The sequence below is a fragment of the Aurantimonas sp. 22II-16-19i genome (assembly GCF_002088275.1).
Classification (GTDB): domain Bacteria; phylum Pseudomonadota; class Alphaproteobacteria; order Rhizobiales; family Rhizobiaceae; genus Jiella.
The window spans coordinates 1-25,884 of the sequence record NZ_AQQS01000044.1; the positions used below are offsets into that span (position 1 = coordinate 1).

31 protein-coding genes are annotated in these 25,884 nt (G+C 66.8%); 2 read left to right on the forward strand and 29 right to left on the reverse strand.

What is annotated here, in order from left to right:
* A partial coding sequence (locus tag ATO4_RS23735) for a Hint domain-containing protein (protein ID WP_210191134.1) occupies window positions 1-669 on the forward strand: 669 nt, incomplete at its 5' end.
* Here the strand turns inward: ATO4_RS23735 and ATO4_RS23740 are convergent.
* From ATO4_RS23740 to ATO4_RS23815, 16 genes are all read right to left on the reverse strand, one after another.
* Window positions 670-1,089, reverse strand: coding sequence for a hypothetical protein (locus ATO4_RS23740; protein ID WP_083594258.1), 420 nt, complete (start codon window positions 1,087-1,089; stop codon window positions 670-672).
* A gap of 117 nt (window positions 1,090-1,206) precedes the next feature.
* Window positions 1,207-1,605: a hypothetical protein gene (locus ATO4_RS23745; RefSeq protein ID WP_083594259.1), complete on the reverse strand. Its 399-nt coding sequence runs from the start codon at window positions 1,603-1,605 to the stop codon at window positions 1,207-1,209.
* Window positions 1,606-1,608: 3 nt separating this feature from the next.
* The gene (locus tag ATO4_RS23750; RefSeq protein WP_083594260.1) at window positions 1,609-2,340 is read right to left on the reverse strand and encodes a peptidoglycan-binding protein; all 732 of its coding nucleotides are present in this window, start codon (window positions 2,338-2,340) and stop codon (window positions 1,609-1,611) included.
* A gap of 98 nt (window positions 2,341-2,438) precedes the next feature.
* Complete coding sequence (locus ATO4_RS23755) at window positions 2,439-2,822, reverse strand: hypothetical protein (protein ID WP_083594261.1); 384 nt, start codon at window positions 2,820-2,822, stop codon at window positions 2,439-2,441.
* Window positions 2,823-2,836: 14 nt separating this feature from the next.
* On the reverse strand, window positions 2,837-3,919 hold the full coding sequence (locus ATO4_RS23760; protein WP_083594262.1) for a hypothetical protein: 1,083 nt from the start codon (window positions 3,917-3,919) through the stop codon (window positions 2,837-2,839).
* Window positions 3,909-4,124 (reverse strand): hypothetical protein, encoded by a 216-nt coding sequence (locus tag ATO4_RS23765; protein ID WP_083594263.1) that lies wholly within the window; start codon window positions 4,122-4,124, stop codon window positions 3,909-3,911. The genes ATO4_RS23760 and ATO4_RS23765 overlap by 11 nt, the downstream gene beginning before the upstream one ends.
* Window positions 4,121-4,492, reverse strand: a complete 372-nt coding sequence (locus ATO4_RS23770; protein WP_083594264.1) for a hypothetical protein — start codon at window positions 4,490-4,492, stop codon at window positions 4,121-4,123. Before ATO4_RS23770 ends, ATO4_RS23765 begins: the two co-directional genes overlap by 4 nt.
* On the reverse strand, window positions 4,489-4,920 hold the full coding sequence (locus ATO4_RS23775; protein ID WP_083594265.1) for a hypothetical protein: 432 nt from the start codon (window positions 4,918-4,920) through the stop codon (window positions 4,489-4,491). The genes ATO4_RS23770 and ATO4_RS23775 overlap by 4 nt, the downstream gene beginning before the upstream one ends.
* The gene (locus tag ATO4_RS28155) at window positions 4,920-5,288 is read right to left on the reverse strand and encodes a hypothetical protein (protein WP_083594266.1); all 369 of its coding nucleotides are present in this window, start codon (window positions 5,286-5,288) and stop codon (window positions 4,920-4,922) included. The genes ATO4_RS23775 and ATO4_RS28155 overlap by 1 nt, the downstream gene beginning before the upstream one ends.
* A gap of 3 nt (window positions 5,289-5,291) precedes the next feature.
* Window positions 5,292-5,759, reverse strand: a complete 468-nt coding sequence (locus ATO4_RS27435) for a hypothetical protein (RefSeq protein WP_139802655.1) — start codon at window positions 5,757-5,759, stop codon at window positions 5,292-5,294.
* Complete coding sequence (locus ATO4_RS23790; protein WP_139802656.1) at window positions 5,756-6,157, reverse strand: hypothetical protein; 402 nt, start codon at window positions 6,155-6,157, stop codon at window positions 5,756-5,758. The genes ATO4_RS27435 and ATO4_RS23790 overlap by 4 nt, the downstream gene beginning before the upstream one ends.
* A 25-nt stretch (window positions 6,158-6,182) precedes the next feature.
* A complete protein-coding gene (locus ATO4_RS23795) occupies window positions 6,183-12,863 on the reverse strand; it encodes a DUF1983 domain-containing protein (protein WP_083594269.1) in 6,681 nt (2,226 codons plus the stop codon).
* Between the two features lie 2 nt (window positions 12,864-12,865).
* Complete coding sequence (locus ATO4_RS23800) at window positions 12,866-13,282, reverse strand: hypothetical protein (protein WP_083594270.1); 417 nt, start codon at window positions 13,280-13,282, stop codon at window positions 12,866-12,868.
* Window positions 13,282-13,917, reverse strand: a complete 636-nt coding sequence (locus tag ATO4_RS23805) for a hypothetical protein (RefSeq protein ID WP_083594271.1) — start codon at window positions 13,915-13,917, stop codon at window positions 13,282-13,284. Before ATO4_RS23805 ends, ATO4_RS23800 begins: the two co-directional genes overlap by 1 nt.
* A 1-nt stretch (window position 13,918) precedes the next feature.
* Complete coding sequence (locus ATO4_RS23810) at window positions 13,919-14,563, reverse strand: hypothetical protein (RefSeq protein WP_083594272.1); 645 nt, start codon at window positions 14,561-14,563, stop codon at window positions 13,919-13,921.
* The gene (locus tag ATO4_RS23815) at window positions 14,563-18,036 is read right to left on the reverse strand and encodes a tape measure protein (protein ID WP_176223138.1); all 3,474 of its coding nucleotides are present in this window, start codon (window positions 18,034-18,036) and stop codon (window positions 14,563-14,565) included. The genes ATO4_RS23810 and ATO4_RS23815 overlap by 1 nt, the downstream gene beginning before the upstream one ends.
* A 53-nt stretch (window positions 18,037-18,089) precedes the next feature.
* On the opposite strand from ATO4_RS23815, the gene ATO4_RS23820 reads away from it, so the two are divergent.
* Complete coding sequence (locus ATO4_RS23820) at window positions 18,090-18,500, forward strand: hypothetical protein (protein ID WP_139802657.1); 411 nt, start codon at window positions 18,090-18,092, stop codon at window positions 18,498-18,500.
* 46 nt (window positions 18,501-18,546) lie between these two features.
* Here the strand turns inward: ATO4_RS23820 and ATO4_RS27905 are convergent, their stop codons facing one another.
* From ATO4_RS27905 to ATO4_RS23880, 13 genes are all read right to left on the reverse strand, one after another.
* Window positions 18,547-18,684: a hypothetical protein gene (locus ATO4_RS27905; RefSeq protein WP_176223139.1), complete on the reverse strand. Its 138-nt coding sequence runs from the start codon at window positions 18,682-18,684 to the stop codon at window positions 18,547-18,549.
* 29 nt (window positions 18,685-18,713) lie between these two features.
* Window positions 18,714-19,124 (reverse strand): gene transfer agent family protein, encoded by a 411-nt coding sequence (locus tag ATO4_RS23825; protein ID WP_083594275.1) that lies wholly within the window; start codon window positions 19,122-19,124, stop codon window positions 18,714-18,716.
* A complete protein-coding gene (locus tag ATO4_RS23830; protein ID WP_083594276.1) occupies window positions 19,121-19,561 on the reverse strand; it encodes a phage tail tube protein in 441 nt (146 codons plus the stop codon). Before ATO4_RS23830 ends, ATO4_RS23825 begins: the two co-directional genes overlap by 4 nt.
* A gap of 94 nt (window positions 19,562-19,655) precedes the next feature.
* Window positions 19,656-19,856: a hypothetical protein gene (locus ATO4_RS23835; RefSeq protein ID WP_083594277.1), complete on the reverse strand. Its 201-nt coding sequence runs from the start codon at window positions 19,854-19,856 to the stop codon at window positions 19,656-19,658.
* Window positions 19,857-19,881: 25 nt separating this feature from the next.
* Window positions 19,882-20,280, reverse strand: coding sequence for a DUF3168 domain-containing protein (locus ATO4_RS23840; protein WP_176223140.1), 399 nt, complete (start codon window positions 20,278-20,280; stop codon window positions 19,882-19,884).
* The gene (locus tag ATO4_RS23845) at window positions 20,277-20,672 is read right to left on the reverse strand and encodes an HK97 gp10 family phage protein (protein ID WP_083594279.1); all 396 of its coding nucleotides are present in this window, start codon (window positions 20,670-20,672) and stop codon (window positions 20,277-20,279) included. The genes ATO4_RS23840 and ATO4_RS23845 overlap by 4 nt, the downstream gene beginning before the upstream one ends.
* A gap of 11 nt (window positions 20,673-20,683) precedes the next feature.
* Window positions 20,684-21,013, reverse strand: a complete 330-nt coding sequence (locus ATO4_RS23850) for a hypothetical protein (protein ID WP_139802658.1) — start codon at window positions 21,011-21,013, stop codon at window positions 20,684-20,686.
* Window positions 21,014-21,017: 4 nt separating this feature from the next.
* Window positions 21,018-21,293, reverse strand: a complete 276-nt coding sequence (locus ATO4_RS23855) for a hypothetical protein (RefSeq protein ID WP_083594281.1) — start codon at window positions 21,291-21,293, stop codon at window positions 21,018-21,020.
* The gene (locus tag ATO4_RS23860) at window positions 21,293-21,592 is read right to left on the reverse strand and encodes a hypothetical protein (protein WP_083594282.1); all 300 of its coding nucleotides are present in this window, start codon (window positions 21,590-21,592) and stop codon (window positions 21,293-21,295) included. Before ATO4_RS23860 ends, ATO4_RS23855 begins: the two co-directional genes overlap by 1 nt.
* Window positions 21,592-22,650: a major capsid protein gene (locus ATO4_RS23865; protein ID WP_083594283.1), complete on the reverse strand. Its 1,059-nt coding sequence runs from the start codon at window positions 22,648-22,650 to the stop codon at window positions 21,592-21,594. The genes ATO4_RS23860 and ATO4_RS23865 overlap by 1 nt, the downstream gene beginning before the upstream one ends.
* 12 nt (window positions 22,651-22,662) lie before the next feature.
* Entirely contained in the window at window positions 22,663-23,025 is a 363-nt protein-coding gene (locus ATO4_RS23870) for a hypothetical protein (protein ID WP_083594284.1), read from the reverse strand.
* A 12-nt stretch (window positions 23,026-23,037) separates the two neighbouring features.
* Entirely contained in the window at window positions 23,038-24,345 is a 1,308-nt protein-coding gene (locus ATO4_RS23875) for a S49 family peptidase (protein ID WP_083594285.1), read from the reverse strand.
* Window positions 24,342-25,823, reverse strand: a complete 1,482-nt coding sequence (locus tag ATO4_RS23880) for a phage portal protein (protein WP_176223141.1) — start codon at window positions 25,821-25,823, stop codon at window positions 24,342-24,344. Before ATO4_RS23880 ends, ATO4_RS23875 begins: the two co-directional genes overlap by 4 nt.
* Window positions 25,824-25,884: the final 61 nt, after the last annotated feature.

Consider the following 25,884-nt stretch of genomic DNA (forward strand, 5'->3'; position numbering starts at 1 on the left):
GCTGATCGGCTGAGGCGAGCGGCGCGCCTTTTCAAACAAGGAGGGGCGGCGATCTGCTTTACCTCGGGCACTCGGATTGCCGTGCCCGGTGGCGCCGCCGCCATCGAGGATCTGCAGCTCGGCATGAAGGCGATCACTGCGTCTGGCGCCGAGCGTGAGATCATCTGGATCGGCAAGCGCAGGATCGATTGTGCGGGCGAGCGTGCGCATATGGCGCCGGTCAAAGTGCGAGCCAATGCCTTCGGTCTGGGCATTCCCGAGCGCGACGTCCTCCTGTCGCCTGGCCATCCGGTGCTGGTGAGAAAGGACGGCGTCGAGGCCCTCGTCCCGATCATGAACCTGATCAACGGCACGACGATTGAGCGCACGCAGGCGGAGGCGGTGACCTACTGGCACATCGAACTCGACCCGCACGACATCCTTCGAGCCGACGGGCTGCCCGCGGAGAGCTTCTTCGACATGGGCACGCGCGACTGGTTCGACAACGATCTCGACGACGTCCTCGCCAATCCGGACCTCATCCCCGCCGGTCAGCATGGCCGCTGCCGTGAGTTTCAGATCGACGGCCCGTTGGTCGAGGTCGAGCGCAAGCGTCTTGCCGATCTGTTCTACGCCGATCTTTCCGCGCAGTGCGCGTGGCCGAGCGCCGGGGAATACCGCGCAGGCTGATCAACCCGAACGAGGGGATGATCGCCGATCCAGCTTCTCCTCGATCCGCTGGAAGCCGGCGGTCATTTCCACCCGCATGCGCTCCAGCTGCTCGGAGGTGACGAACTTCTCCGCGGCCTCGACCCGGTAATTGTGGAACCGCTCCTCGTGGACCTCGAGACGAGCCGCGACGGCGCCGGCCTTCAGGTCGGCGCTTTCGACCCGCCGGCCCATCGCCGCCATTTCCTTGTCGAGTTCGGTCTGCAGGGCGGCGCGCTGCTTTTCGAGGTCGATCTCGAGTTCCGTGATCTGGCGGCTGTTCGAAAGCGATCGCGCCCTCAGATCGTACCAGGCCCCCAGGACCGCGGCCAACGTCCCGCCAAAGCCGAGGAGCAGCGGCAAAGAGACGGTCAAGCCGGCGATGTCGGCAGTGTTCGCCATGATGGTATCCTATGCTGCGGCATGCTCACGGCACCGCCTGAAGGCCTTGATCCAAGGCGATGAGGACGATCGCCGTGCCGGCGACGGCGAGAAGGAAGAATGCCGCCGTCCAGCGCATCAGCCTTCCCTCCGCGTCGCCAGCACCCGCGAGGGAACCGCCGGCGCCTCGCCCGCCTTGGCCGCCGCCTCCAGTTTCGGCGCGGCAAGCTTCAGGATCGTCGCGTCGGTGATCGGCGTGCCCTTGCCCAGCCGGCGCACGGCGTCCGGCACGGAGTCCCGGACGTAGTTGACGATCGTGTCCTCGGCCATGGAGGTGAGCGCCGCCGTGCCCTGCTTGCGCAGGACGCTGAGGGCCGCGTTCTGCAGCGCCGACTGCAGCGCCTCGCGGTCCTTCGCCTCGATCTCGATGCCGGTCTTGTCCCGGAGGAGCTTTAGCGCATAGGCCAACGCGATCGGCACCAGGATGGCGATGACGGCGCCGTAGATCGGCGCGATGATGTCCCAGAAGGTTTCCATGGCTCAGACCTCGTTGGTCGAGATGGCGCCGCCGGCATTCGTGGCGACGCCGCCGGTCTGTGTGGCGTCACCCTTCGGCCACCGGGCACCGAGGAAGCGATCCTTGGCGATGCGGGTGATCGAGATCTTGTTCGACTGGTTGCCGCCGAGGATGTGATAGGTCGTCGCGTCCTCGCCGACATAGAAGGCGACATGACCGGAGACGCCGCTGCGCGAGCCCCGCCAGAAGACCATGACAGCGCCGACGCGGGGCTTCGTCTCGACGCCGAACTTCAGCCAGTTGCGGGCGAGATAGGGGTTGGCCGGCAGCGGCTCGTCCGGCAGCGCCAGTTTGATCGCGGTGGCGACCAGATCGCCGCACCAGGGCAGCTTGCGCGGGTCGCCGAGCGTCGCGCCATCCGATCGAAGATACTTCGACAGCTCCGTATAGTTGTTGACCTCGTGCAGCCCCAGCCTGGAGCGCACGTCGATCATCCATGCCGGCTCCTTCGACCCGTCCTGCGTCGCGATCGGCGCCTTCGCGGCGGCTGGCTTGGCATCCTCGTCGAAGAGGAGATGCAGGGTCGAGATGACCGGATACGGGCGGGCCGTCAGCCCATGCGTCCGCTTGAACTCGGTCATCGCGTCTTCGGTCTTCGCGCCGGCGTCGCCGTCGATTCCGCCGTCATAGTAGCGAAGCTCCTGCAGACGGGTCTGCACAGACTTCACGATGGCCTCGGCCATTGCACTGCTCATGGCTTGTCCTCACGAAAACGCCCGGCGCGTCGCTGCGGCCGGGCACAAAAAAGCCGCCTGTGAGGGCGGCGGGCGGATGTTTGCGTTGGTGGCTTGGCTCAGCTGGCCGGCGCGTCCTCGATGGCCAGCGCCCCGCCGGCGAGCGCACTCATCTGGTTCTGCATGCCGATCAGCTGCTGCTGCAGGTTGGCGATGATGCCGGCCTGGTCGGCGACGGTGCCCTCGAGCTCCGCCACCTCGGCGCGCAGCCGGGCGATCTCGTCGAGATTGGCCGCGTTCATCGTGCCGAGGATCTCGGGGAGGTTCTCGACGTCCTCGATCGGCCGAGGATCCTGGATGACGTCGGGCCCGTACTGGACGTGCGGTTCCGGCGTGTCGAGATCGACGACCTTCTGGATCTCGGTGTATTGCCCCGCCCAAGAGCCGCCCGGCTGCGCGCGCATCAGGATCTCGTAGGGCACCTTGATCGGCTGAATGTTCATGGGGAAATCTCCTGTCAGGCTGCGACGCCAACGGCATCGAACCACGCGGTGCCGTTGGACTGGTTGAGTTTGCCGGTGGTGGCGTTGCGGATGATCGCGCCGTTGCCGGCGGCCGAGGCCGATGGTCGCGCGGCCGTCGTATAGACCCCGACCGTGACCGGCCCGGTGAAGACGGCCGAGCCGTCGCCCATGACGCGGAACACCTCGGATCCACCGGCAACACCGGCGAACAGCCGCTGGCCGGTCGTGGCCCCGGCCTTCGCCTCGACTGCCGCGTAGGCTGAGGCGCTGAGATTGAGCGCTTCGCCGCGAAGGATCGGCCCGTTGACACCGCTGGCGTTGTTGCCTCTCGCCTCGGCTATCGCGGTCGTCGGCAGAAAGCCGGTCAGACCGACGCGCAGAGTGCCGCCCGAGTCCTTGGCGACGAGGAAGCCGACGCCGCCGGTGCCGAAGCCGGCTCCCGACGTCTGAACGTTCAGCTGATTGCCGCCGCTGCCGTCATAGGAGGCATTGATGTTCCAGCGCCCGTTCGCATCCGGTGCGTCCGTGTCGTAGACGGAGATGCTCGGCGAAGAGTTCTGGACGAGGAGATTGCCGGTCATCGTGTCGCCGGTCTTGGCGACCTTACCGGCAAGGTCCGTAGCCCCCACCGCGCCGAGCGTCGTCCGCGCCGTCGCCGCATCCGCATCGTCGAGGAGCGTCCGGGCGAAGTTGGTGAAGGTGGTCACCCCGAAGGTGCCGGCGCCGGTGAAATAGGGCAGCCGATCGGCCGCCGCCGCGACCCCCGCCAGCGCCTGCACGATGCCGTTGCCGAGAAGTGCGATCAGCGTGTTCAGGGCCGCGGTCACGCGCGAGGACGAAGGCGTATAACGGATCTCGTAGTTGACCGCGGCCAGCGCCGCGCCCGGCCAGCCGGCGGCCAGCGTGATCGAGGTGTTCGAATTGACCGACGCGATCCGCATCGCGAGGCCGTTGGCGGCGAAGTAGTCGCCCGCCTGGACGCCGTTCGCCACAAAGGACGTGCCCGCTCCCGTCACGGCCGTCGATCCCGCGCCGACGGAGGCCGTCCCCGTGGCGTAGTAGGTTTCACCCGCCATTGTTCTCATCCTTCTGCGGTTGATTGAGCTTCAGCGCTTCGATGGTCTGGAGGGCCTCGGCGAGCCGCGCCTCGGTCGCCTTGAGGTCGCCCTGCAGGGACCGGCATTGCGCCGCGAGTTGCAGGCAGAGGCCCTCGGCCTCCGTCGCGCGGCGCTGGAACACCGCGCCGACCATGTCGATGTCGATGGAAGGCGCCGCGCTCATGAGAGCACCTCACCGCCGCCTGCGGCGGCCAGGATCTCATCGATCTCCGCCGGCGTCCTCGCCACGTCGATCGCACCCTGCAGCGACTGGCGGGCCGCCTCAATCGCCGCGAGCCTCTCGCGCGACTGCCGCTGCCGGGCGAGCACCAGCGTCGCCTGCTCCTGGAGCATGACGCCTCGATTGGCGGCCTCGGCCGCCAGCAGCGGAGCATCGAGATCACCCGCGAGGATCCGCCGCGCCTCGTCCGCCTTGGCATCGCGCACCGTCTGGATCCGGGGATCCGGCTGAAGCGAAGCGAAGATGCGGTCGAGCTGGTCCCGCCCACTCTGGCGATGCAGCCCCATGTCGGTCGTCAGACGGAGTTTCATGACGCGATCACCTCGGCGCTCCAGGGCAGATAAGGCCAGCGCGCGGCCGAGATGCGATAGGTCGCCGCGACGTCGGCGGTCAGCACGATCTCGCCATCCTTGACCGTCACGGTCTCGCGACCGTCCGGTCCCTCGATCGTCACATCGCACGGCACCGGCAGCCCGGTTAGCCGGGCCTCGTCCTGCCCGTCGGCCGCGATGGCGAGGCGATCGACGATCGCCTCCATCTGTGGGCGGTCGAGGAGCTCGGTCGTGACCTTCACGTATTGCCGATTCAGGATGGCGACCGGGTCGTGCGCGTCGCCGAGCGTACCTTCGACATGGTAGCGCGTCCCTTTCTCATCGAGTATCGCCAGATAGTCCGAGGGGATCGGTTCATGCAGCATCTGTTTGATGCGACCATGAGTGTCGTGCAGGAGGACGATCATCAGAGGCGGTTCCTGTAGATCAGATAGTGGTTGATTGAGGTGCTGGATCGAGTGAGGGTGAAGACCAGCTGGTTGTTCACGTCGTCAAATCTCGCCGGGAGGCCAGGACCTGGTGTGCCGTCCACCGTGTCGAAGCTCCAGCTCCAGTAGACCGGGGCCCCCGAGCCGAGCGGCAAATCGATAGCGACGGTGCCTTGATTGTCACCCACGTCCTGGCTTTGCGAGGCAACGAAGCTACCTCGCAAAGCACCCGAGAGGGCGTATCTCTCGGATGAAAACAGGAGCGAGTAAGGCGGGACAACATCGACATCCCCCCCGGGCCCGCTCACCTTCACCCCTGTCGCCCCTGCGACAAACCGCTTCGACATCGCTCACCTCGCGGGGATGTTGAGGATCAGAAAGTAATGCGTGGGCGTGTCTTGATAGGCAGGTTCGCTAGTTCCGGCGAACCGTTCAGTCATAAACGAATAGCAGTCGATGTTGCTGCACTGCGCTCCGCCGAATTGCTGAAACTCATCCCTGTAATAGGTACTGTCGCCTGTCCGATATCGTTTGAAGATCCTGACGAAGGGGACAAACGGAAGAGGATTGGGAAAGACAAACGTCGCCCAGCTGCGCAAAGTGGTGGTACTGCTTGCGGGGAATCCTGGCAATCCTCCCGTTTCAACAGTGCGGGATGTCCCCTCGGCAGGCATGGAGCCTTTGAACAGCACGCTTGCTGGAGTAACGTCGCTGTCGAACAGCAACGGCGCGTTAGGGTTTGTGACGTCGAAGCCGGGTCGCGAAATGCGAAGGCCGTAGCCGCCACCCGTCAGTGCACCCAATTCGATTCGCTTCATGAGGCGAGCACCATGAAGCGCACATCGTTTCCGGAATAATCAGCGAATCTCCAATAGATGTCGTTGAGGTATCTCTGCCTTTTAATGCGCAATGTCGCATCATCCAGATATTGGGCTTCCAGCAAAAACCCCACGCTGATGCCCTGCCTGCCGTCCGCCGTATCCGGGGCCGTGTAGGTCAAAAACAGGAAGGTGCCGTACCCCGCACGCAGATTGGGGCACGACAGGTCGAACGTGGTTTCATAGGTTCGGCCAATGTTATCTTGCGCGATAGAGGATGTATCGACGACAATACCTCTAGCCAGCACCAGCCCACCGAGCGGCGTGTCGCTGTCGAAGCTGACGCCTTCGAGGGGCGTGTTGGGGCCGGCCTCGTAGCCGGGCAGGCTGATGACCATGCGGTTCTGAGCGAGGAAGAGGCGCCTAGTCATAGACCGAAATCGTCCCTGCGACGCCGTCGATGACCAGCTTGCCATTGAACGACGCCAGTTGCTGAAACCGCGCCAGCGCCAGCGCGACCTGGCCGTTCTGGACGGCGAAGGGCACCGTCTCGCCGGTATTGTTGGTGACGGCGAACCGGTCGGCCGAGACGATCACATCCGCCGACCCGTCGCTCGCCGCCCGCAGGTAGATCCCGGCTTCTCGCCAGGCGCTCGCGTCGCCGGCCCGCACCTGCATCGCCATCGTCGCCTCCGATCCGGAGGGCTGCGACTTGACCGTGGTGCGGAACCGGGCGTCTGCCGAGATGTCGCCGACGCTCGTCGCGAGCGCTGTCAGCTGCGTCGCTTGGGCGCTGATGGCCCCGCCTTGCTCCGCTACTGTGGTCGAGAGCGTCGAGACGGCGGACGCATCGGCTTTTCCGTCGAGAGCGGTGTTCAAAGACGTGATGGCGTCGGCGTTCGCCGTGATGTCGCCGTCCTGATCGCTGACGGTCTGCGACAGCGACGAGAGGGCCGAGGCGTCAGCCTTGTTGTCGAGCGCGCCCTGCAGAGACGTGATCGCCGTGGCGTTCGATGCGATCGCCGTGCCCTGTTCCGAGACCGTCGTCGTCAGCGTCGAGACAGCGGACGCGTCAGCCTTGTCGTCGATCGCGTTGTCGAGCGCCGTGATCGCCGCGGCGTTCGATGCAATCGCCGTGCCCTGCTCGGTGACCGCCGTCTGCAGTGACGAGACCGCCGATGCGTCGGCCTTGTCGGGCAAGGCCGCAGCGACGGCGTCGACTGCGTCTGCGGTGGCCGATATTGCCTGCCCCTGCTGCACAACCGTGGTCGAAAGCGAGTTCAGCGCCGAGACGTCCGCTTTGCCGGCGACGGTCGTCGAGAGCGACGTGATCGCGCTCGTGTTTGAGGTGATCGAATTGCCCTGCTGGATGACCGTCACCCGCAGCGCATTCAGCGCATTCGCGTCGACCTTCGCTCCGAGCGTCACCTGCAGACCGTCGATCCGGCTGGCCTGCGTCTCTACCTTGCCGTCGACGAGCCGGGTGTAAGCGTCAAGCTGCTGATAGGCGGTCGCAACAGCCTGCCGGGTCGCCGTGTCGCCAGCGATCCCGAGCGCCTCCTGCTCGGCGAGGTCCATCTCCAGATCCTGAAGGCGGGCCGTGACACTTCGGATCGCCGACGCCTGACTCTGCAGATTTTCGCCGCCGAGCGTTTCGACGACTTGCGACAGCTGATCGACCGCCGAGGCGTCCGCCTTGTCGTCGATCGCCCCCTGCAGCGACGTGATCGCCGAGGTGTTGACGGAGATGGCGCTGCCCTGTTGAATGATCGTCGCGCTCAGCGCATCGACAAGGCTGGTGGAAGCTTTGCCGCTCACCTCGATCGACAGGGACGCGATCTGCTCGCCCTGCGCCGTCAGCCGCACGCCCTGCTCGATCAGACTGGCCCGCGCCGCGTTGACCATGGTGACGTCGGCCTTATCCGGCAGCGACGCCTGCAGCGCGGTGATCGCAGCCGCGTTTACCTCGATCCGCCCCTCGACCTGGCGCGTATAGGCGTCGAGCTGCTGCGACGCTGTCGCGATCGCCTGCCGGGTCGCCGTATCGCCCGCGATCCCCAGGGCACCCTGCTCGGCGAGGCCCATCTCGAGGTCGAGCAGTTGCGCCGAGACGCTGCGGATGGCGGATGCCTGGCTCTGCAGGCCCTCGCCGCCGAGGAGCGTGATCTCCTGCTGCAGGGCATCCACGGCGGACGTGCTCGCCTTACCGTCGAGCGCGCCCTGCAGCGATGTGATCGCCGTGGCGTTCGATGTGATCGCCGTGCCATGCTCAGTGACGGTCGTCTGCAGGGTCGAGACAGCGGACGCGTCAGCCTTGCCGGAAATCGCGCTGCCGAGCGCCGTGATGGCGTCGGCGTTCGCCGTGATGTCGCCGTCCTGATCGCTGACGGTCTGCGACAGCGACGAGAGCGCCGAGGCGTCGGCCTTGTTGTCGAGCGAGCCCTGCAGCGACGTGATCGCCGAGGAGTTCGACGCGATCGCCGTGCCCTGTTCCGAGACTGTCGTCTGCAGGGACGATACCGCCGAAGCGTCGGCTTTGCCCGGCAGTGCTGTTTCGAGGGCCGTCACCGACGTCACGAGCGTCTCGATATCCTCGCCCTGGCTCGTGACCACCACGGCCAGATCGTTCACGGCGGAGGCATCGGCCTTTCCTGCGACGGACGTCTCAAGGCTGGTGATCGCCGAGGTGTTGACAGCGATATCCTCGCCCTGCCCCGTTACCGTCGCCGACAGGCTGCTCAGCGCCGCGGTCGACGCTTTGCCGTCGATCGCGGTCGAGAGCGCGGTAATCGCCTCGGCGTTGGCCGTGATATCCTCGCCCTGGCTCGTGACCGTCTGGCCCAGCGTATCGACCGCGCTGGCGTTCGCCTTGTCGTCAAGGGAGCCCTGCAGCGAGGTAATTGCGAGGCCTTGGGTCGACAGGGCGGCGCCCTGTTGCGTGACGGTCGTCGACAGCGAGTTCAGCGCCGAAACGTCCGCCTTGCCGGCCACCGTTGAGGCCAGAGCCGTGACGGAGGCCGTGCTCGTGGTGATCGCATTACCCTGCTGGAGGACGCGGACCGTGAGGCTGTTCAGCGCCGACGCATCGACCTTGCCGGCCAGCGTGACCTGCAGGCCGTCGATGCGGCTGGCCTCGGTCTCGACCCGGCCTTCCACCCGTCGCGTATAGGCGTCGAGTTGCTGGTAGGCCGTGGCGACCGCCTCCCGGGTCGCCGTATCGCCGGCGAGGCCGAGCGCCTCCTGCTCGGCGAGATCCAGCTCCAGATCCTGCAGCCGGGCGGACAGGCTGCGGATCGAGGTCGCCTGGCTCTGCAGCCCGTCGCCGCCGAGGAGCGCGATCTCCTGCGACAGCTGGTCGATCGCCGAGGTGTCGGCCTTCCCGGCAAGCTGGCCGGACAGCGCCGTCAGCGCCTCGGTGTTCGAAACGATGGCGGTGCCCTGCGTCCCGATCGTCTCCTCAGCGGTCGAGACCCGCGTCGTGATCGACTGGAGCGCACTCGCAGTGGCGGTGATCGCGCCACTCGCATCCGAGATCGAGGACTCGAGCCCGAGGATGCTTTCCGACAGGGCGGAATCGGCAGTCGTCCTGGCGGTCCGCTCCTCGTAGAGGAGGCCGGAGGAGAGGCTCTCCAGCTCGACGCCCGTCGGATCGGCAAAGCCCGTCATCTGGCTCGATAGCTGCTCGCGCGCCGTCGCCTCGCTGGCCAGGCCGTTGACCACCGTCTGCCGGAGCGCCTCCTGCGACGCGATGGATGCGCCGGGCGACGGGCGGCCGATGGCGACCCAGTCGATCTCGAAATAGTCCGTCGCCGTCTGCGCGGCCGATAGGTCGAGCCGCAGCCGCTCGATCGTGCCGGTGGCACCGGTCTCGAAGGAGATGACCGCCGTGCCGTTGTCGCTGAAGGTCGGCTCGGTGATCGTGGCACTCCGGCCTGCCGACCAGGCCTGTCCGACGACGTCGTTCCAATAGAGCCGCCCCTCCCACACCGGCGCGCCGGTGCGACGGATGCGGGCCCGCACCTGACCATAGCGATCGGCGTCGATGTCGAGGTCGTCGGCAGAGACGACATAGGGATCGCTCGCCTGATTGGCCGGGCGCAGCCACCCGCCGGTCGCCCAGGTCGGCGTGCCGTTGCCAATCCAGCCCTCGGCATCGTCGTCGAAGGGCCAGAACCGCAGGAAGTCGAACTGCTCGTCGACGCCGGCCTCCAGCGAAACGAGGCTCTCGGTGATCGCCTCATATTGCGAGGCGAAGGTCGACCGCAGGCTGCCGATCATCCCGCCGGCGAGCGCAGCATCGGAACCCGTGTAGCCGCCGCGGATCTGGGTCGACAGGATCTCGCGGGCCGACGCCTGCGCCGCGTCTCCCGTGACGATCGCCTGGTCGAGCCGGGTGATCTCGGCGGTGCGCAACGATTCCTCGTCCTCGATCCCGACTTCGAGGCTGTCGAGCCGCTGGGCCAGCGCGGACGTTGGCCCGGTGGCAACGGTGATCGCCCGGGTGTAGGCGGCCGTGATCTCGTCGCGGGTCACATCGATGCGGGTGCGAACCTCGCGCAGCTGGTCGAGGCCGAGTGACGCCGATTCCGCCAGCACCGTGTCGATGTCGAGGAGCCGGTCGGACAAAGCGCGCAGGCTCACCGCCTGGATGCGGATCTCGGCGAGCCGCTGCTCGGCCTCGGCATTCAACGCCCCCGCCTGGTCGGCGATTGCATCGATCCGGGCCTGCGCCTCGGCGGCGATCCCGTCGGCGCGCGCCACGCTCTCGGCGGCGATGTCCTGCGCAAGCGCGGCGTCCGTCGCGGCCAGCGCGGTGGCCGCGCTGGCGCGGGTGCTTGCCTCCGCTGCCAGCGCATCCGCTAGATCCGCGTCTTCCGCCGCCAGAGCCGCAATAGCGTCGGCCCGCGCCTGCGCCTCTGCGGCGATCGCATCAGCATTGGCGCCGGCGCTCGCGATCCGCGCCTGCACTTCGGCCGCGATCTCTTGCGCCAGCGCCGCAGCCTCGGCCGCGCGCGTCTGCGTCTCGGCCGCAAGGGCGTCCGCCTGCCCCTCGAGTTCGCTCGCCATCTCGCCCGCCTCGACGACGGCGGCATCGAGATCCTCGCGCAGCCCGTCGAGGATGGCGCGCGCCTCCTGCGCCAGCTGGTCGAGCCCCAGCTGCAGGTCCTCGACGCCCGTCGTGACTGGCAGCCATTCGGACCAAACGAAGCGACGCCCCGAGACCGAGCGGTAGATCCCCCTCGCCTCATAGGCGGTCTCCGGCAGGAAGGTGCCGTTGAGGACGCGGGAATACTGCGTCTCGAGCGGCGCGTCATAGGCCATCGTCGCGTCGAAGACCACGTCGCCCGTCGCGGCATTGCGCACCTGGACGCGGATGTCCGTGACGTCGATCTGCCCGCCGGCATAGAAGATCGCGATGGACGGCCGCCGGCGGCCCGTCGCCGGATCGGCGATCGCCGCCGCCGCCACCTGCCACCCGGAAAACGCCTGCGGCCCCGGCCGGATCGTGCCGAGAAAGCCGACAGAATAGGGCCGCTCGTCGCTCGCCGGCGACCACGAATAGTCCGACGGGTCGATCTCCTTCAGCGTCACCGTCTGCAAGAGATTGCTGCCGCCCGACATGCCGGTGACCAGAAACCGCTTCTCCTCATAGCCGTTGCGGTCCGACGACCAGGCGAAGACATCCAGCGGCTCGAAGGCCCATGCTTCCGGCGGCAGGGTGATCTGGTGCTGGCGAAAGCGCCGCGCATCCTCCACCGCGGCGCGGATCAGCCGCTGCACCTGCGTGTTGAACGGCACATAGGGGAACTTCAGGTCGGCGAGCAGCCGCCGCCCGTCATCCGCCGTCTCGAGGTCCGGCCGGATGTAGGGCGGCGCATCCTTGTTCACCCATTTCTCTTCCGGTTCGGGATAGGAGGCCCGCGCCCCATTGGTGGTATTCTGCAGACCCGGGAACGGGTCGAGCTGCTGCGGCTGGGTGACGACGATGGACGCATCGGTGAAGGAATAGACCGGCGCCGCGGGAGCGCCGACGGAGACCTTGTAGACCCCGCCGACCTCCGCGATATAGCCGTTGCAGCCTTTTAGAAGTTCCTCCACGACATCCGCCGGCTCCTGGTCGGTACTGACCTCGAGGCCGGATCGGAACTGCGGCTCGCTGCCGCCGCCCTGCAGCGCGATCGCCGCGTCGCAGGCATTCATGGCGGCGAACCAGTTGGCCAGCGGCAGCTGATGGGCGCCGATCGACTGCCCGCCCCAGATCCATTCGCCCTGATAGCGGATGCCGCGCAGGACGTTGTAGACTTGGACGATATTGTTGCTCGACGGCGCCCATGTCGACGGGTCGGACCAGCGCTGCGAGCCATTGCCGCCGACGGAGGAATCCTGCCGCGGGTCATAGAGCGGAATGCCGTCGGTCTCGACGAGCACCTGCGGGATGCCGGAGAAGATCTCCGGATCGTAGGCGGCCGTCAGGATGATGTAGGGCGTGCCGCGCCCGACCATGTCGGCGGTGAAGGGATAGTCCGGATCGGCACCGAACTCGTCGACGAGATAGGCATCGGCCTCCGTCTGCGTCCCATCGTAATAGCGGAACCACAGGGCCCGCCCGGTCTCGTCCGAGGCGAATTCCTCGATCAGGAAGCCGCGATAGTGGTTGTAGGACTCCGGCCCGGTGAAGCCGCTGATGTCGACCTTCTCGTCATAGATCCACAGGCCGGTGATCCCCTGCCCAGGAAGATCCCCCAGCGAGATCACCTGGTAGACATAGCCGTTCTCGGCGTCGTTGTTGCTGCCGTTGGTGTTGACGTAGACCAGCTGCCCGGCCGTCGCGTAGCGCCCCATGACGAAGGAGATCGGATTGTCGCCGCCGACGTCGATCTCGGTCTTGGTGCCGGCGACCGCCGCCTTTTCCTGCTTCTTCAGCAGCGACAGCCCGATCTTGATCGCCGTGCCGATCGCGAACAGCGCCACCTGCGCCAGCACGCTGCCGCTGGCGAGGAAGCTCGCAATCGCCGCGATGGCACTGAACGGGTCGGCGCGCGCGGCGTCTGTCCCCGCCAGCGTCAGCCAGGCGGCGATGAAAAGGAGGGTGATGATCTGCATGACTATCCGACGCGGAAGGCTCTGGTGGCAGCGGTAAAGTCGGTCGTCCCGAGCCCGTCCTCGCGCATGACAAGCAGCCGCTCGCCATTGACGATCCCGAGCGCAAAGCCGAACGGGCTGCCATCGGGGATCGCGGCGAGATCGCCGAGCCTCGCCCGGCTGACGTGGATTTCCGGCAGGTGCGATGCGACGAGGTCGGCGAGATTGGCATGGCCGGCCTCCCGCATGACGCGGAGCGCCCCCTTGGCCGTGTCATAGCGCCCGCGATAGAGAGCCGCGGGATCCTCGCCGGTCAGGGCCGTGACGGCGCCGAAGGCAAAGCCGACGAGGCAGTCCTGCGTGCCGTACCGATGGGATGAGCGCTTCACCTGGTCGATGAAGGCGTGAAGGCGCGCCGGCCAGTCGCAAAGACGTTGCATCAGTCCTTCTTCCGCGATTTCTCGACGCCCCAGAAGACCGGCACATTCGCCGTGCCGGTGTAGCGGTAGAACCGATCCCCGCTCCGCGCCTTCAGCCATTCGTCGCTCTTCTTCGCCGGGTTGGTCCGCGTCAGCTCGCGCGTGTCCGACACGCACTCGAGGTCGATGCCGCCCTCCTCCGACACCGACGGCGTTCCGAGCGGGGCCCGGTCGACCTTGCCGAGGAAGTGGCATTTGGCGCTGACGAGCAGGCGACTGGCAGGATCGAAGACTGCCCGGTGGACCTGCACCTCGGCAAAGCGGATGTCGGCACCCCGCACCATCGCCTGCACCGCCGGATGGATCTGCGACAGCGAGATCCGGATCGTGCGGATCGAGAGATCCGACGTCAGCGGGATGTCGGGCACGCTGATCAGCGCACCGTCGCCGATATAGTCGCGCCCGACCGTGCCGCCGGTCTTCGGATCCTCGACGAGGATGCTCACCGTGTCGAGGTCGTTCCAGAAGGCGAATTGCGGCCGCACCGCCGGATCGGCGAGCGAGCGCCCGCGAAACCAGACGAGGTCGCGGGCGACGAGCCCACTGTCCGGCGCCTTTGCCAGCGCCGTTGCCGTCGCCGTATCGATTGCACGCATGTCAGAGCTTCTGGACGACGGAGAAGGAGAGCTTCGACCGCACCCGGTTGACGGTGCCATGGCCGAGCGAGGCGGGCTTGCGGATGCACTTCATCGCCGGCTTGATCAGCGTGACGGAAATCCCCGGCGCCGCCCCGGTGCGGACCATCGGCCGCACCTCGAAGGGCGGCGTCGCGCCGGTACCGGAAGCCGTCGCCGTCTCGACGACGCGGTGAAACGCCCGCCGCGGCGGAGAGCCATAGTCGAAAGCGAGATAGTCGCCGGCGGTGAGGACGTAGCCGGCGGGCAGGCCCGACAGCGACAGCGCGCGCCCGCCGGCGGTGAGCGAGCCGATCACCGGCGCGGCCGCGCCGAGCCGCGATCCATCCGGATCGCCCTGCGGATATTTGCGGAACGGATCGCACAGGTAGAAGGCCCGCGTCGCGCCGTCCAAGGCCTCGAGCCGCGCCTGGATCTGGCTGCTCCGCCCGTGCTTCAGGTCGCCGAGCGTCACGTCGGCCTCCCACAGCGCCGGGCCGAGTTCGGCGGCGAGGATCTGCCCTGATCCCAGCCCCGACAGCTCCTGGTTCTCGGCCAGCCGCCATCGCACCTCGGCGACCGGGAGGAGGTCGGCGAGATCGGCCAGCGCCAGTGGAAAGGTCAGCATCAGCCGATCGCCCTCGGGTCGTCGTTGATTTCCTTGACGCGCCCCGGCAGGGCCACCCGCGAGAACGCCGTCACCGCCTGCGACGAGGCCGTGGCCGCCTCGCCCCGCGCGACGGACTTCACATAGGCCTGCAGCGCGCCCTCATCGTCCACCGATACCCCGACAGTCACATGCGCCCCGCCCGCCTGCCGGGCGCCCGGCGCCCGCAACTCCGGCGCCGAGAACATCGGGTTGAAGGCCGATAGCGCATGGTTGGGGATGATCGTCCCGGATTGTCCGGATTGGAAGATTTCCGGGCCGTTCTCGCCGACCACATAGGTCTTGCCGGCGGCGACAGGGCCACCCGCCGCCCGGAAGCCGCCCCATGCATCGCCGCCGCCACCGCCGCCGCCACTGAAGATGCTCAGGATGTCGCCGAACAGGCCGCCCCCGCCGGATCCCGACTGGCCGAAGATGCTGTCGAGCAGGCTGTCGAGGCCGCTCTCGATGATCCGGTCCGCGACCCTCTGCAGCGCGTCGCCCAACGCCTCGGCCGCGCTCTTGCCCTCCATCAGGTCGGAGACAAAACCGCCGATGACGTCCCGCGACGCGTCCCGGATCTCGTCCATCCGGTCGATCGCCGCCTGCTGCGCCTCCGCCGTCGCCTCCTGGGCGAGCCGCGCCTGCTCCTGCACGCCGGCCTGAACGCCATAGGCGGCCGACAGGCGCTCCACGGCGGCCCTGAGGTTCTCGATGACGACGACGCCCTCGGCATTCACGCCGTTGCCATTCTCGTCGATCGTGATCCCCTCGCGCTTCAAGGCATTGAGGATCTCCGCCTGTTTCGTCGCCCGCTCGCGCTCGCTCGTCGAGGCGTTCATCAGCGAGGTTTCGAGGACGAGCTGCTTGGTCTCCTCGTCGACCGAGCCGAGCAGGCTGTCGATCGTCGACTTCAACTCCCTCCGCCGCTCTGTGGCATCGGCCAGGGCCTTTTCCTGCGGCGTCAGATCACCCGCGGCGATGCGCGTATCACCGGCCCTCTTGTTTGCATAGGCGACCGCATCGTCCACCGTCCGCCCGCCGCCGAGAATGTTGGGATTGGCGTCGATCGACGCCTGGCTGATGAGGCCGGCCAGCGGTGTTCCCGGCGCCGCCGACAGCACCTTGGCCGCATCCGACGCGCCGAGGAAATGCGACAGATGCAGCGCCGCCTCGGTGACCGCGACGCCGGCCTTCTGCAGGACCGCCGCATTCTCATCGGCATAGGCCCGGATCAGGGTTTTCGAGATATCGGCATCGGCGCGCAAGGCAAGCATCGCCTCCCGGCTGAGGCCTGCGGCACGATCTGGAAAATACCGCTTGAACAGGTCGAGCCATGTCCGTTCGATGAAGCCGCCGAGACCTGCGGCGCTGGAGCTCGAATTCCTGGCGTTCGGATCCCCGCCTGACTCCGCGCCGATCGTGCGATCGACATAACGATCGGTCGCTGCTTTGGTGTTGCTACCGATCAGCGCCTGGCGCCGCTCGCGGGTAATTTCCTCCGTCGCACGAATGCGTGCGGCCGCTTCCGAGATAGCCTCTCCCATCTCCTTGCCGGCCTTCACGATCTCTTCCGTCCGCTTATCGACGTCCTTCGCGAAATCGTCCTTCGCCAGCTCCGCGTCTCGTTTCGTGAAGAAATCTGCCCTGTTCTGCCGGGAGAGCTGGTTCTGCTCGAACGGCGTCGCAACCTCGACGGCTGGCGGAACCGATCGGCTGATGCGCTGCATCAGGTTGGCGGCGTCGAGCAGCTTGGCATTCATCGCCTCAAGCCGCTTGATCATCGCATCCACCGGCGACGTGATGTCCGTGGCGGCAATCGCGTCGAGGCGCTTCTTGGCATCCTCCGCCTCGATCGACCCGTCCTGCAGGCCCAGCGCGATCTTGCTGATCTCCTCGACGGCCGCGGTGTCGGCCGCACTGTCGAACAGGCTTCCGATCCTCATCCGATACTTCCCGAGGTCCTCGATCAGGCCAGCCAGACCCGCGCGAGCGTCACCGAGGAACAGGTCGTTGCCGAGGCTGGACAGGAACGAACCGCCACCGCGAATTTCCTCGATCTGCGCATTGATCTCCCGCAGCGCCCGCGCCCGCTGCCCGGCGGTCAGCTTGTCCAGCGCGTCGTTGAGATCGGCAACGCCGCCCTCGGCGCCGCCCGCCGCGCGGCGCGTCTTGTCGAGCAACCCGTTGATGTCGAGGAGGCTGTCGGACGCATCCTCTACCCCGCCGGAGAAGTCGATGAAGGTCAGGGCCAGGGCTGCGATGATGCCGCCGATCGGACCGAGCAGAAGACCCGCGATCTGGAACTTGAAGACCCGCGCCGCCGCCGAGGCAAGGCCGATGCCCCGCGCGGCAGCCGCAGCGCCCCGCGCGGTGTTGCCGAAGGCCGCACCCATCAGGTTCGCCGCAGTGCCGGACCCCGTCGCCGCCGACGTAAAGAACTGCGAGGCAGCCCCCGCCCCTGTCAGCCCGAGCTGCAACAGGCGGATCGTTGCGATGGCAATCGGAATGCTGGTGATCAGTCCGCCCACCGCCCGGCCCACCAGCGCTCCGGAGATGACCGCCGCCACCTTCAGCACGACGTCGGCGATCTCGTCGAAATTGTTGGCTAAGGCGTTGAGCCCCGCGATCAGCCGCGCCGAGGCCGACAGGCTGTCATCGGTCTGGCCGATATAGCGCGTCAGGGCATTCTCGATCTTGGTGAAGGCGCCCTCGAACGTGTCGGCCGAGGCATCGACGCGCCTCTTCAGCTCGTCCGATCCCGCGATGACGCCGGCGAAGAACTCCTTCGACGCCAGCCCACCGCTCTTCGCCGCCTTGATCAGCGCGCCGACATCGCCGTTGAAGCGCTTGATGCCCTTGGCAGCCGCCTCGAGCAGCGCCGGCGCCCCGTCGATCAGAGAGTTGAACTCCTCCGCCTGGACGTTCGTCCCGCGCAGCAACTGGCCGAGCTGCGTCAGGGCGCCGCTCGCCTCGCCCGCGCTCTTGCCGTCGACCTTGAGCGCCGCCGCCACCGCCTCTGTGAACCGGAACAGATCCTCCTGATCGTCCGTCAGCTGCTTCGCCGCCCGGCTCGTCGCGCCATAGAGCTGCGTCTGGGCTCCGAGCGCGATCGAATAGGTCTGGGCTTGCGTGTAGAGCCGTTCCAGCGTCGCCGCCTGGCGCTCTGCCGGGACGTTGGCAGAGACCAGCGCATTGCCGGCCTTTTTCCAGGCATCCGCATACTGGATCGCCTCGCGACCGCCGAGCAGCCCCGCCGCCGAAGCGACGAGCCCCTTGATCGAGATCGCCGACCGCTTCGACGCTCGCTCGATCTCGGAGTCCATCTTCCGGAAGCGGTTCTCGATCGCCTGCGTCGAACGATTGAAGACGGCCGCCGCGCCCTGCATCTCGTCCTCGAACGGGCCGACCTTGGCGACAAGCTCATAGACGAGTTGCTCGGCGGTGATTGCCATGGGAAATGCGTTCCATCTACGATTATGCAGAGCGGACCAAAAAGGATTGAAGCTTGCGATTTTCAGGTGTTTTCTTCGCCGCGGGGCTGATGATTGGCCCATCTGCCTCAGCCCAGGGCCTCGGCCTCATCACGGAAGACATCGTTGCCTACTGCGAAAGCCAGTGGCCCGGCGACTATGTCATGTTCAACGATTGCTTCGATCGTCAGGTAGAAGCGAAGCAGGCTTTCATCGCCGGCTTGGAACACGTAAAAACCGGCAGTCAAGTCGACGGCATCATGTCGAAATGCAGCAAACAATGGACCGGTGCCAATGGCACCGATTTTGTCATGGTCGTCGATTGCGCGACGCGACAGATGGACGCTCTGACACTATATCGTCAGAGAAAGGCACCCCCCCTCGCCGGCGTTGAACTTTGTGACACGCCAAATACTCAATGTGAGGACCGCATCCTGAATAAGTAACGATCAGCCTAGATATGTATTGCGGAGCCCCGTTTCCTTCAGTGCATCAGCCGCCTGGAAACGCATCGAGCATCGCGCCGATCGCGTCGAATTCGTCTTCCGACATTTCCTTGGCCCGCTCGGCCTCACTCATGTGCGCCTTACGGAATCCGTCGTGGCAGGCCTGGAACTGCCAGAGCGACATGCCGTCGATCTCAGCAGGTCCGAGCCCCATCACGATCCCGGCGCCGTAGAAGCCGGCGAAGCGGAGCTTTCCCCTGGGGAGTGGGGGAGGTCCGTCTCCTTCGCCGGCGCCGATTTTCCCAGCTTCTCGTCCTCGACGCCGACGAGCACGGCGAGGATCACTGCCCGCGCCGCCTCGACGTTCTCCAGAAGCGGCACGGTGTCGACGTGACGCTTGATCAGATCGAGCGCCGTTTGCTGTTCCAGGCCGGCCCCGATCAGCCCCAGCCGCAGCGTCTCGCGAATATCGTCGAGGCGCCAGGTCCCGTCACCGAGCCGGGTGAAGATGTGCTGAGGACCGGCGTCGCACTTTTCCTGCAGCAGCCGAAGCTCGCCAATGCGGAGCTGGAACGTGTGCTCGCCGTCCCAGCAGGAGATCTCCGCGCGCGCCGTCCGGCTCACGGAATCACAGTCTCGGCGAAGGCGCCGTCACTCTCGAGCTGAACGTTGACCGCCGCCCGCGACCCCTTTTCGGCAGTCACTTCGAACGACGCGAGATGGTACTTCTGCGTCACCGTCACCTCGGTGGCGCTCTCGGGGAAGATGATCTTGACGGTCTTCGAGTTGTTCGACGCATAGAATTCGCGCCACATGGGTAGGCTCTCCTGCGCCATCACGCCCGAGCCTGAGATCGAGGCCGTCAGCGCGGTGATGTCCCGCTCCACATGCGACGGCGCGTCCGGATCGTCGCAATCCGGCACCTCGGTCTCGTTCATGTTCTTGGTGCGGGTCCAGCTTTTCGACGTGAACCCGCAGGGCGCCGAGAAGACCTCAGGCTCGGCGCCGTCGCCGATCATGACGACGAAGCTGCCGAAGCGGGTCGTGGATGCGAGTGCCATGGTGGCCTCCATGAAAAAGGCCGCTCAGGGCGGCCACGTTGCAGTTTGGGGCCCGCTGGCATGCGGGACGGTTGTTCAGCCGTGGATGGCTACGTCATCCATCGTCGGCACCCCTGCCATCAGCATTGGCAACCGCCCCGCTTTTGGCGCCCGGCTTCGCGAGGGCCCCTGCCGAACCCGCGGCCTTGGCGTGGGCTGCCGGAACCTTGCCTGACCATCCGCGGCGGTAGGCGACGATCGCCTGCTTGCCAGGCACGCGGTAGTCGTAGTCGCGCGTAAATGTCACGTCCGTCATCTCTGCTTCCTTCAGTAGAGGCCTTTCAGACCGCATCCATCAGCGCCCGAATCGTCAGGACGCCGTGAGCCGTCAACGCGTCGCTGTCGGTCAGAATGCGGATGCGCGTGACGCGGAGGTCGACGAGCCGGGCGCCGTCGAGCGGAACGTCTGCACCGTGAATTGCCCTACCCACCGCAGCCGAGACCTGTTCCGCCTCCCCCTGGCCGGCAATTCCGGCAGACCAGACGTCGATCTGTAGCGTCACCTCGGCACCCGCAACGCAGTCGGCGTCGAGCGGAACGATCTCCGACGGCCCGTAGCTCGCATAGGGCTTTTTCTGGCCGATGGCGGGTCCGTCCAGCAGCGGCCGCCCTTCGAGTGCCTCCGTGACAGCCGCGCGAAGACCCTCCTTGAGAAGGCCTGCCCAGTCGTGGACGGTCACCGTTTGGCCTCTGCGACGGATCGGGCGAGCAACGCCTTGACGCGACCATTGATGCGGCGCTGCCCCGCGCGCACTGCCGGCCCAAGAAAGGGCTGCGCGGCAACGTCCGTGTCTCCGGCAGTGAAGCCATACTCAATCAGATGCGCGTAGGGCATGTCGGTGGAGACCGTCCTGACGATGTCGTCGGCATTGACATGTCCCCGGATGCCGCGCGCCTCGGATCGTTCGCTCTTGCGAATTGACCGCTTCAACGCACCGGTCCGCACCGGTACAATCTGTTTCGCCTCGCGGACGATCTCGTCGGTCTCCTCGTCGATGATGGCATCGAGATTGGCCCTGACGCGGCGCGCAATCTTGTCGGGAGACGCCCCGCGGCGGCGGATGATCGGCATGACTGTCTCCCTCAGGCCTCGTCGACCCAGAAGCAGGGTCGCGCTTCGCCGGCACCGTCGACGGTCGCGACCACGAGGATCGCGCCGTTCGACCGGACGAACCTGTCGCCACGATCCGGCTGCCACGGCCAATTGATCGCCGCTGCAGTCACGGCGATGCGGGTGAGGTTCAGTCGGTTCGCCCCGCCCTGTCCCTGAAAATGCGGAACACGGTCGATCGAGACTTTCGCCGGAAAATTCGGACGTTCCGGATCGATCTGCCCCGCGACGACCGTCACCTCCGTCTCGTCGAAGATATCGGCCAAACGATCGGCCATGGCCGCAACGGTGTGTTGAAACATCGCCTCACCTCCCGATTGAGAAGGCGCGGCGTCGCCGGGGACAGGCTTCACCACGCTGCCGGGCGCAGGCGTCGGAGAGCGTGCCGATCTCCCGGTCGAGCGCCGCCACCGACATGCCGGCGAAGAACCGCATGCGCTGGGACGTGACGGGGGAAGAGACGGAGACCTCCTCCACCGCCTCGCCCGCCATGAGTTTCAGCCGATAGGCCCGCAGAGCATCCTCGACCTGGCACGGATCGGCCGGGTCGACCGTGAGCCCTGCGATGTTGATGGTCGCCATCAGCCGTTGAGGTCGAACAAGGTCTTGCGGGCGGCTTCCAGACGCTTCTGCGCGTCCGCCTTGTCCGCCTCGCTCCTTGCCTGCTCGACAGACGCCTCCGCCGCCTTCAGTTCGCCGACGGCTGCGGCGTAGATGGCCGAGCGGTCCTCGTCGGTGCGCACCCTCGCTGGCAGAAGGGCGAAGCCGCCGGCATCCCCGATCGCCTTCATCTCCTTCTTCGGCAGCCTGTCCGGGATCGGTTCTCCCGGACGGACGACGCCCTCCGAGGTGTAAAGCGTCTTTGACGCGATCTCGCTCATCACACCACCTGCGCCTTGAGGGTTGCGTTCGGGCGTCCGGGCACCATCAGAGGCGCGGACTGCGACATCAGCTGCTCGCCGGAAGGATCGTCCTCCTCCCAGCTCTTCGGGAAGATGTCGAGCGGCTGCATCATCGCCCCCTTGTCCTGGATCGCGCCGAAGCACCGGATGCCATGGACACCGCCCGTCCCGTCTTCCTGCGAGGGAGCAGCGGTCATGACGATATCCGTCGCGGCGAGCGCCCGGCTCAACGTGCCGTCCTGCTCCTTGAAGCGACCCGCATAGACCCAGAGGGTGAACTCGCCCCACTGGCCGACGAGACGTGCGCCCTCGACCGCCGCCTGCGGCTGGAGGTTGGGCGTGTTCTGAACGCCCCGGCGCAGGTCCGCCTCCTTCAGCAGCTGCGTGTTCTGGCGCAGGTACTTCCAGACTTCCGGCGCCATGATGACATCGGTTCCGGCATAGCCGGTCTTGCCGAGAATGACGTCCGACCAGTCCTCCAGCATGCCGCCGATGTCGGCCGCCGCGTTGGACCACAAGTTGCCGGCTCCGGTGACGACGATCTCGTTATCGCCGGATCGGCCGAAGTCGACCTCGCGCTCCGGATAGTCCTCGCCCTTCACGGTGACTTTTCCGTCGACGACGGCCTTCGCCGCCATCCATTCCCACCGCTCCTCGATCTGGCGCTTCTGCAGCGCCAGGGTGTCGAGCCGTGCGGCGTCGTAGCGGGATGCCTGGTCGAGGCTGCCGAGCAAAGCCTCGCCCGGATTTCGGCGGATGAAGTCGCCGGGCTTGATGAAGTGCTTCGGCTTGACGTAGGCCGGCACGAAGCTCTTCGCCTGGAAGCCGCGCCGCTTCTGCGGCTTCGCCTGCACGACCGGAGAGACGAAGGGCGCCATGACGGGCAGGTCCTCGAGGACCTCGTCGAAGACGATCTCCTCGCGGGTCGAAAGATAGGGCGTCGCCCGGAAGAACCGGTCGAGGAAGAAGCGTCTCGGCGTGCGGATGGTCCGGATGACTTCGACGAGTTCCGCGGTGGAGTAGTAGGGGCTGTCCATGTCGAAATATCCTCAAGCGGACGCGGGAGCCGCGCCCCACTTGCGGAGCAGGATGCTCCGGCTGCGGAGTGCGGTCTTGACGGGAGCGAGGGTGACGCCATTCAGTTTCACGGCGTCCTCGTTGAAGTCGCCCTCGACATAGACGGCGAGATCCTGCTCGGCAGCGAGCGTGACGTCGTACGGCATGACGGCGAAGGCATTCGCGGCGGTCGCGAGCTTGCCGAGCTTGTTCGTCGCCGCGGTCATCTCGAGCACTTCGCCGCGCTCATAGGATCCGGCGACGATGGTCAGCGGCTGCGTCCGGACCGAGCCGGAGTGAAGGTCGTCGGGACCCGGCACTTCGATGCCGAGCGTGCTTCCCGCGAGTCGTGACATGACGGTGGTTCCTCAGTTGGCGGAAGCGCCGTAGCGCTGTTCCGCGAGGGTCAGGAGCTTGCTCTTCTGCGGCTCGCTCGCGCCATTCGCGGCGTTCATGGCCGCAGCCGCCAGGCTGTCGGGCTTCTCGCTGCGCCGGTCGAGCGACGCCTCCGGCATGGCCCGCGCGGCGGTGGCCTCGGCGACATGCTTCGTCGCGAACGCCGTTGCCTTCTCCGCCGACATGCCCTCGGCGAGGCATTCGAGCGCCGCCGTCATCCGGGACGGCTGGCCTGCGATGCCCTCGGCCGAAAGCACCGATGCCACCGTGGCAAGCGCTTCCGATCGACCCTCGGCCTTCGCATCTGCCTTGGCGCGCTCGAGCTCGGCCTGGCTGATACCCGGAGTTTCGGCGACGGGCGCGCCGCTGTTCTCGCTCATGGACGGACTCCTTCTCGGCGAGTTCTGCGACCGCCCGCCGGGCGTCCGCTTGGATAGTTCGGACAGGACGTCCTCGAAGAGGCCGACGCGATCGGCGAGTCCCGCAGCGACCGCCTTTGCCCCGATGAATGTCCGGGCTTCCGTCGCGCGGGCTTCCGAAGCTGTCAGGCGCTGCCCGCGCCCCTTGCCGACGGTGCTGGTGAAGCTGTCGTAGAAGGCGTTCACCTCCGCCTGGAGATCCTGTCGCACGCTGTCGGACAGCGGCTCGAACGGGTTGCCGTCGACCTTGTGGGCGCCAGCAAAGATCAGCGTCGGCGTGATTCCTTCCTCGTCGAGATTTCGGCTGAAGTCGGCGTGAAGGAGAACGACACCGATCGACCCGGAGACGCCCGTCTCCGTCGTCACGATCTCACTCGCCCCGCTCGCGATGGCATAGCCAGCCGAGCACGCCATTCCGTTCACCAGGGCGACGGTCCGTTTGGCCTTTGCAAGCGTCCGGACATGCGCGGCCGTCTCCATCGCGCCGATCGCCTCGCCACCCGGCGTGGAGAGGTCGACGATGACGGAATGGACGTCGGGATCGGCGAGCGCCGTCTTCAGCTGATGCTGGACGCCTTCATAGGAGGTCAGTCCCGACGATGCCCCGATCCACGCGCCGCGATTGACCAGGGATCCCGTGATCGAGATGATCGCGACGCCGCCGGCGACGCGATATGGCTTCACCGCGACGGCGCGTCCGTCGGCATCTCGTGCAAAAGGCTCGCCTTCGAACCGGCTGGCGTCGGGACCGTCGACGCCGATCCGGCCTGCCAGCACAGACAAGATGACCTGCGCCTTGTCGGGCGTGATCAGGAGCGGCCGGTTCAGCACGCGATCCGCGATCTGGGCAAGGAACATCATTCCACCTCCGTCTGTTTCACCGAGGCCTCGGCGTCGTCGATGTCCGTTCCGCCGTTGGTGATGCCGCCGTGGACGTTGAGTTCCTCGCGGGTCTGCTGCTCGAAGGCGCGCTGGTAGTAGACGTCTTCCCAGTCGGTGCCGAGGTCGGAGCAGATCTGCTCGTCCGTCAGGACACCCATGTTGCGGTACATCTCGTGGGCCTTCGCCGCCTTGACCTCGTCCGCCTGCGGCTTCGCGGGCCCGCGCCACTCCGCCCGGCAGATCGCGGCGCGATGGCGGACGAAGGCGTCGATCCCGCCGGGCACGATCAGTGCGCCGCTGTCGACTTCCTCTTCGAGAAACGCCTCCAGCGCCGCCTGGCTGACCGGCACGGGAACGTGACGGCGGCGGAACAGGAGCAGCGGCCACTGCTTGGCGATCCCCATCCTCACCGAGGAATAGGTCGCCCCCCGATAGTCGCCGGTCAGGTCCTCGAACACGCCGCCGGCGCAACGGGCGATCTCGCGCAGAAGAAAGTTCGCGAAAGGCTCGTAGGTTGAGTTCGGGTGTTCGGATGCGTGCAGCTTCAGGTGTTCGCCGGTGAAGAGATGGGCGAGCCGCGCCCCCTTGCCGACGTCGATGTCGACATTCTCGTACCAGCCTGCCTTTTCCCCGAGATAGGTCGAAAAGGCCGTCGCGTTGTTGCTCGGCGTGCCGCTCGGCCCGGTGTCTGGCGTCAGGGCGTCGAGCACCTCGGCCGACGGCGCGTCGCTCTCGATCGTCGCGGCGAAGACGGCGTGGATCATGGCGGCCGACAGCGTCGCATTGGACAGTTGATCGTAGTCGCGCAACACCCTCAGGATCGGTGCGAAGGGCGTGATGCCGCGCACCTGGCCCGGTTGACCGTCGAAGACATGCAGCAGCATCGGCCGTCCGTACCCGTCCCGCGCCGCCTTGCGCACTTCGATGCGCTCACCATAGGGGCCACGCATCTCAAACAGGTAGCCAGCCGGCGCGCCGTGATGGTCGTGATAGACGCCGTGGTCGAGCCGATCGGCCGGGCTCGACTTCTGCGACAGCCAGTGCGACGGGACGAGCCTCAGTTTCGTGCGCCATTCGATGCCGGGGCGCTCGATCGAAGGCAGCTCCGCAACGCCCTCACCCGTCCCGAACCAGGAGCGCACCGAGGCCGCCTGCATCTGCGCCAGTGTATAGCGACCGCCCGCATCGCAGGCCCATTTGTCTCCGGCCCAGGCCTGGAAGCGCCGTTCGGCAAGGCGACCCCAGTCGCCCTCCTGTTTCGCGTTCCATCCGGCCCACGAGAAGTCGGGCTTCAGATTGGGGCGAAGGCCGTCGCCGATCATCAGCGAGACCATCTGCTCCACGACGCCAGCAATCCAGCCGTTGTTATGCATCGCATCGATGGTGCGCGCCGCCGCCCGCCCCCAGGCGATCCGCACGTCATCCTTGGCGTCCCGCAGCACCGGGACCGGCATCATGATGGGTCCGCCCTGCAGGCCGCGCAGATAGCCGGCCTGTGGCGCCGGCGCGGACGGCAAG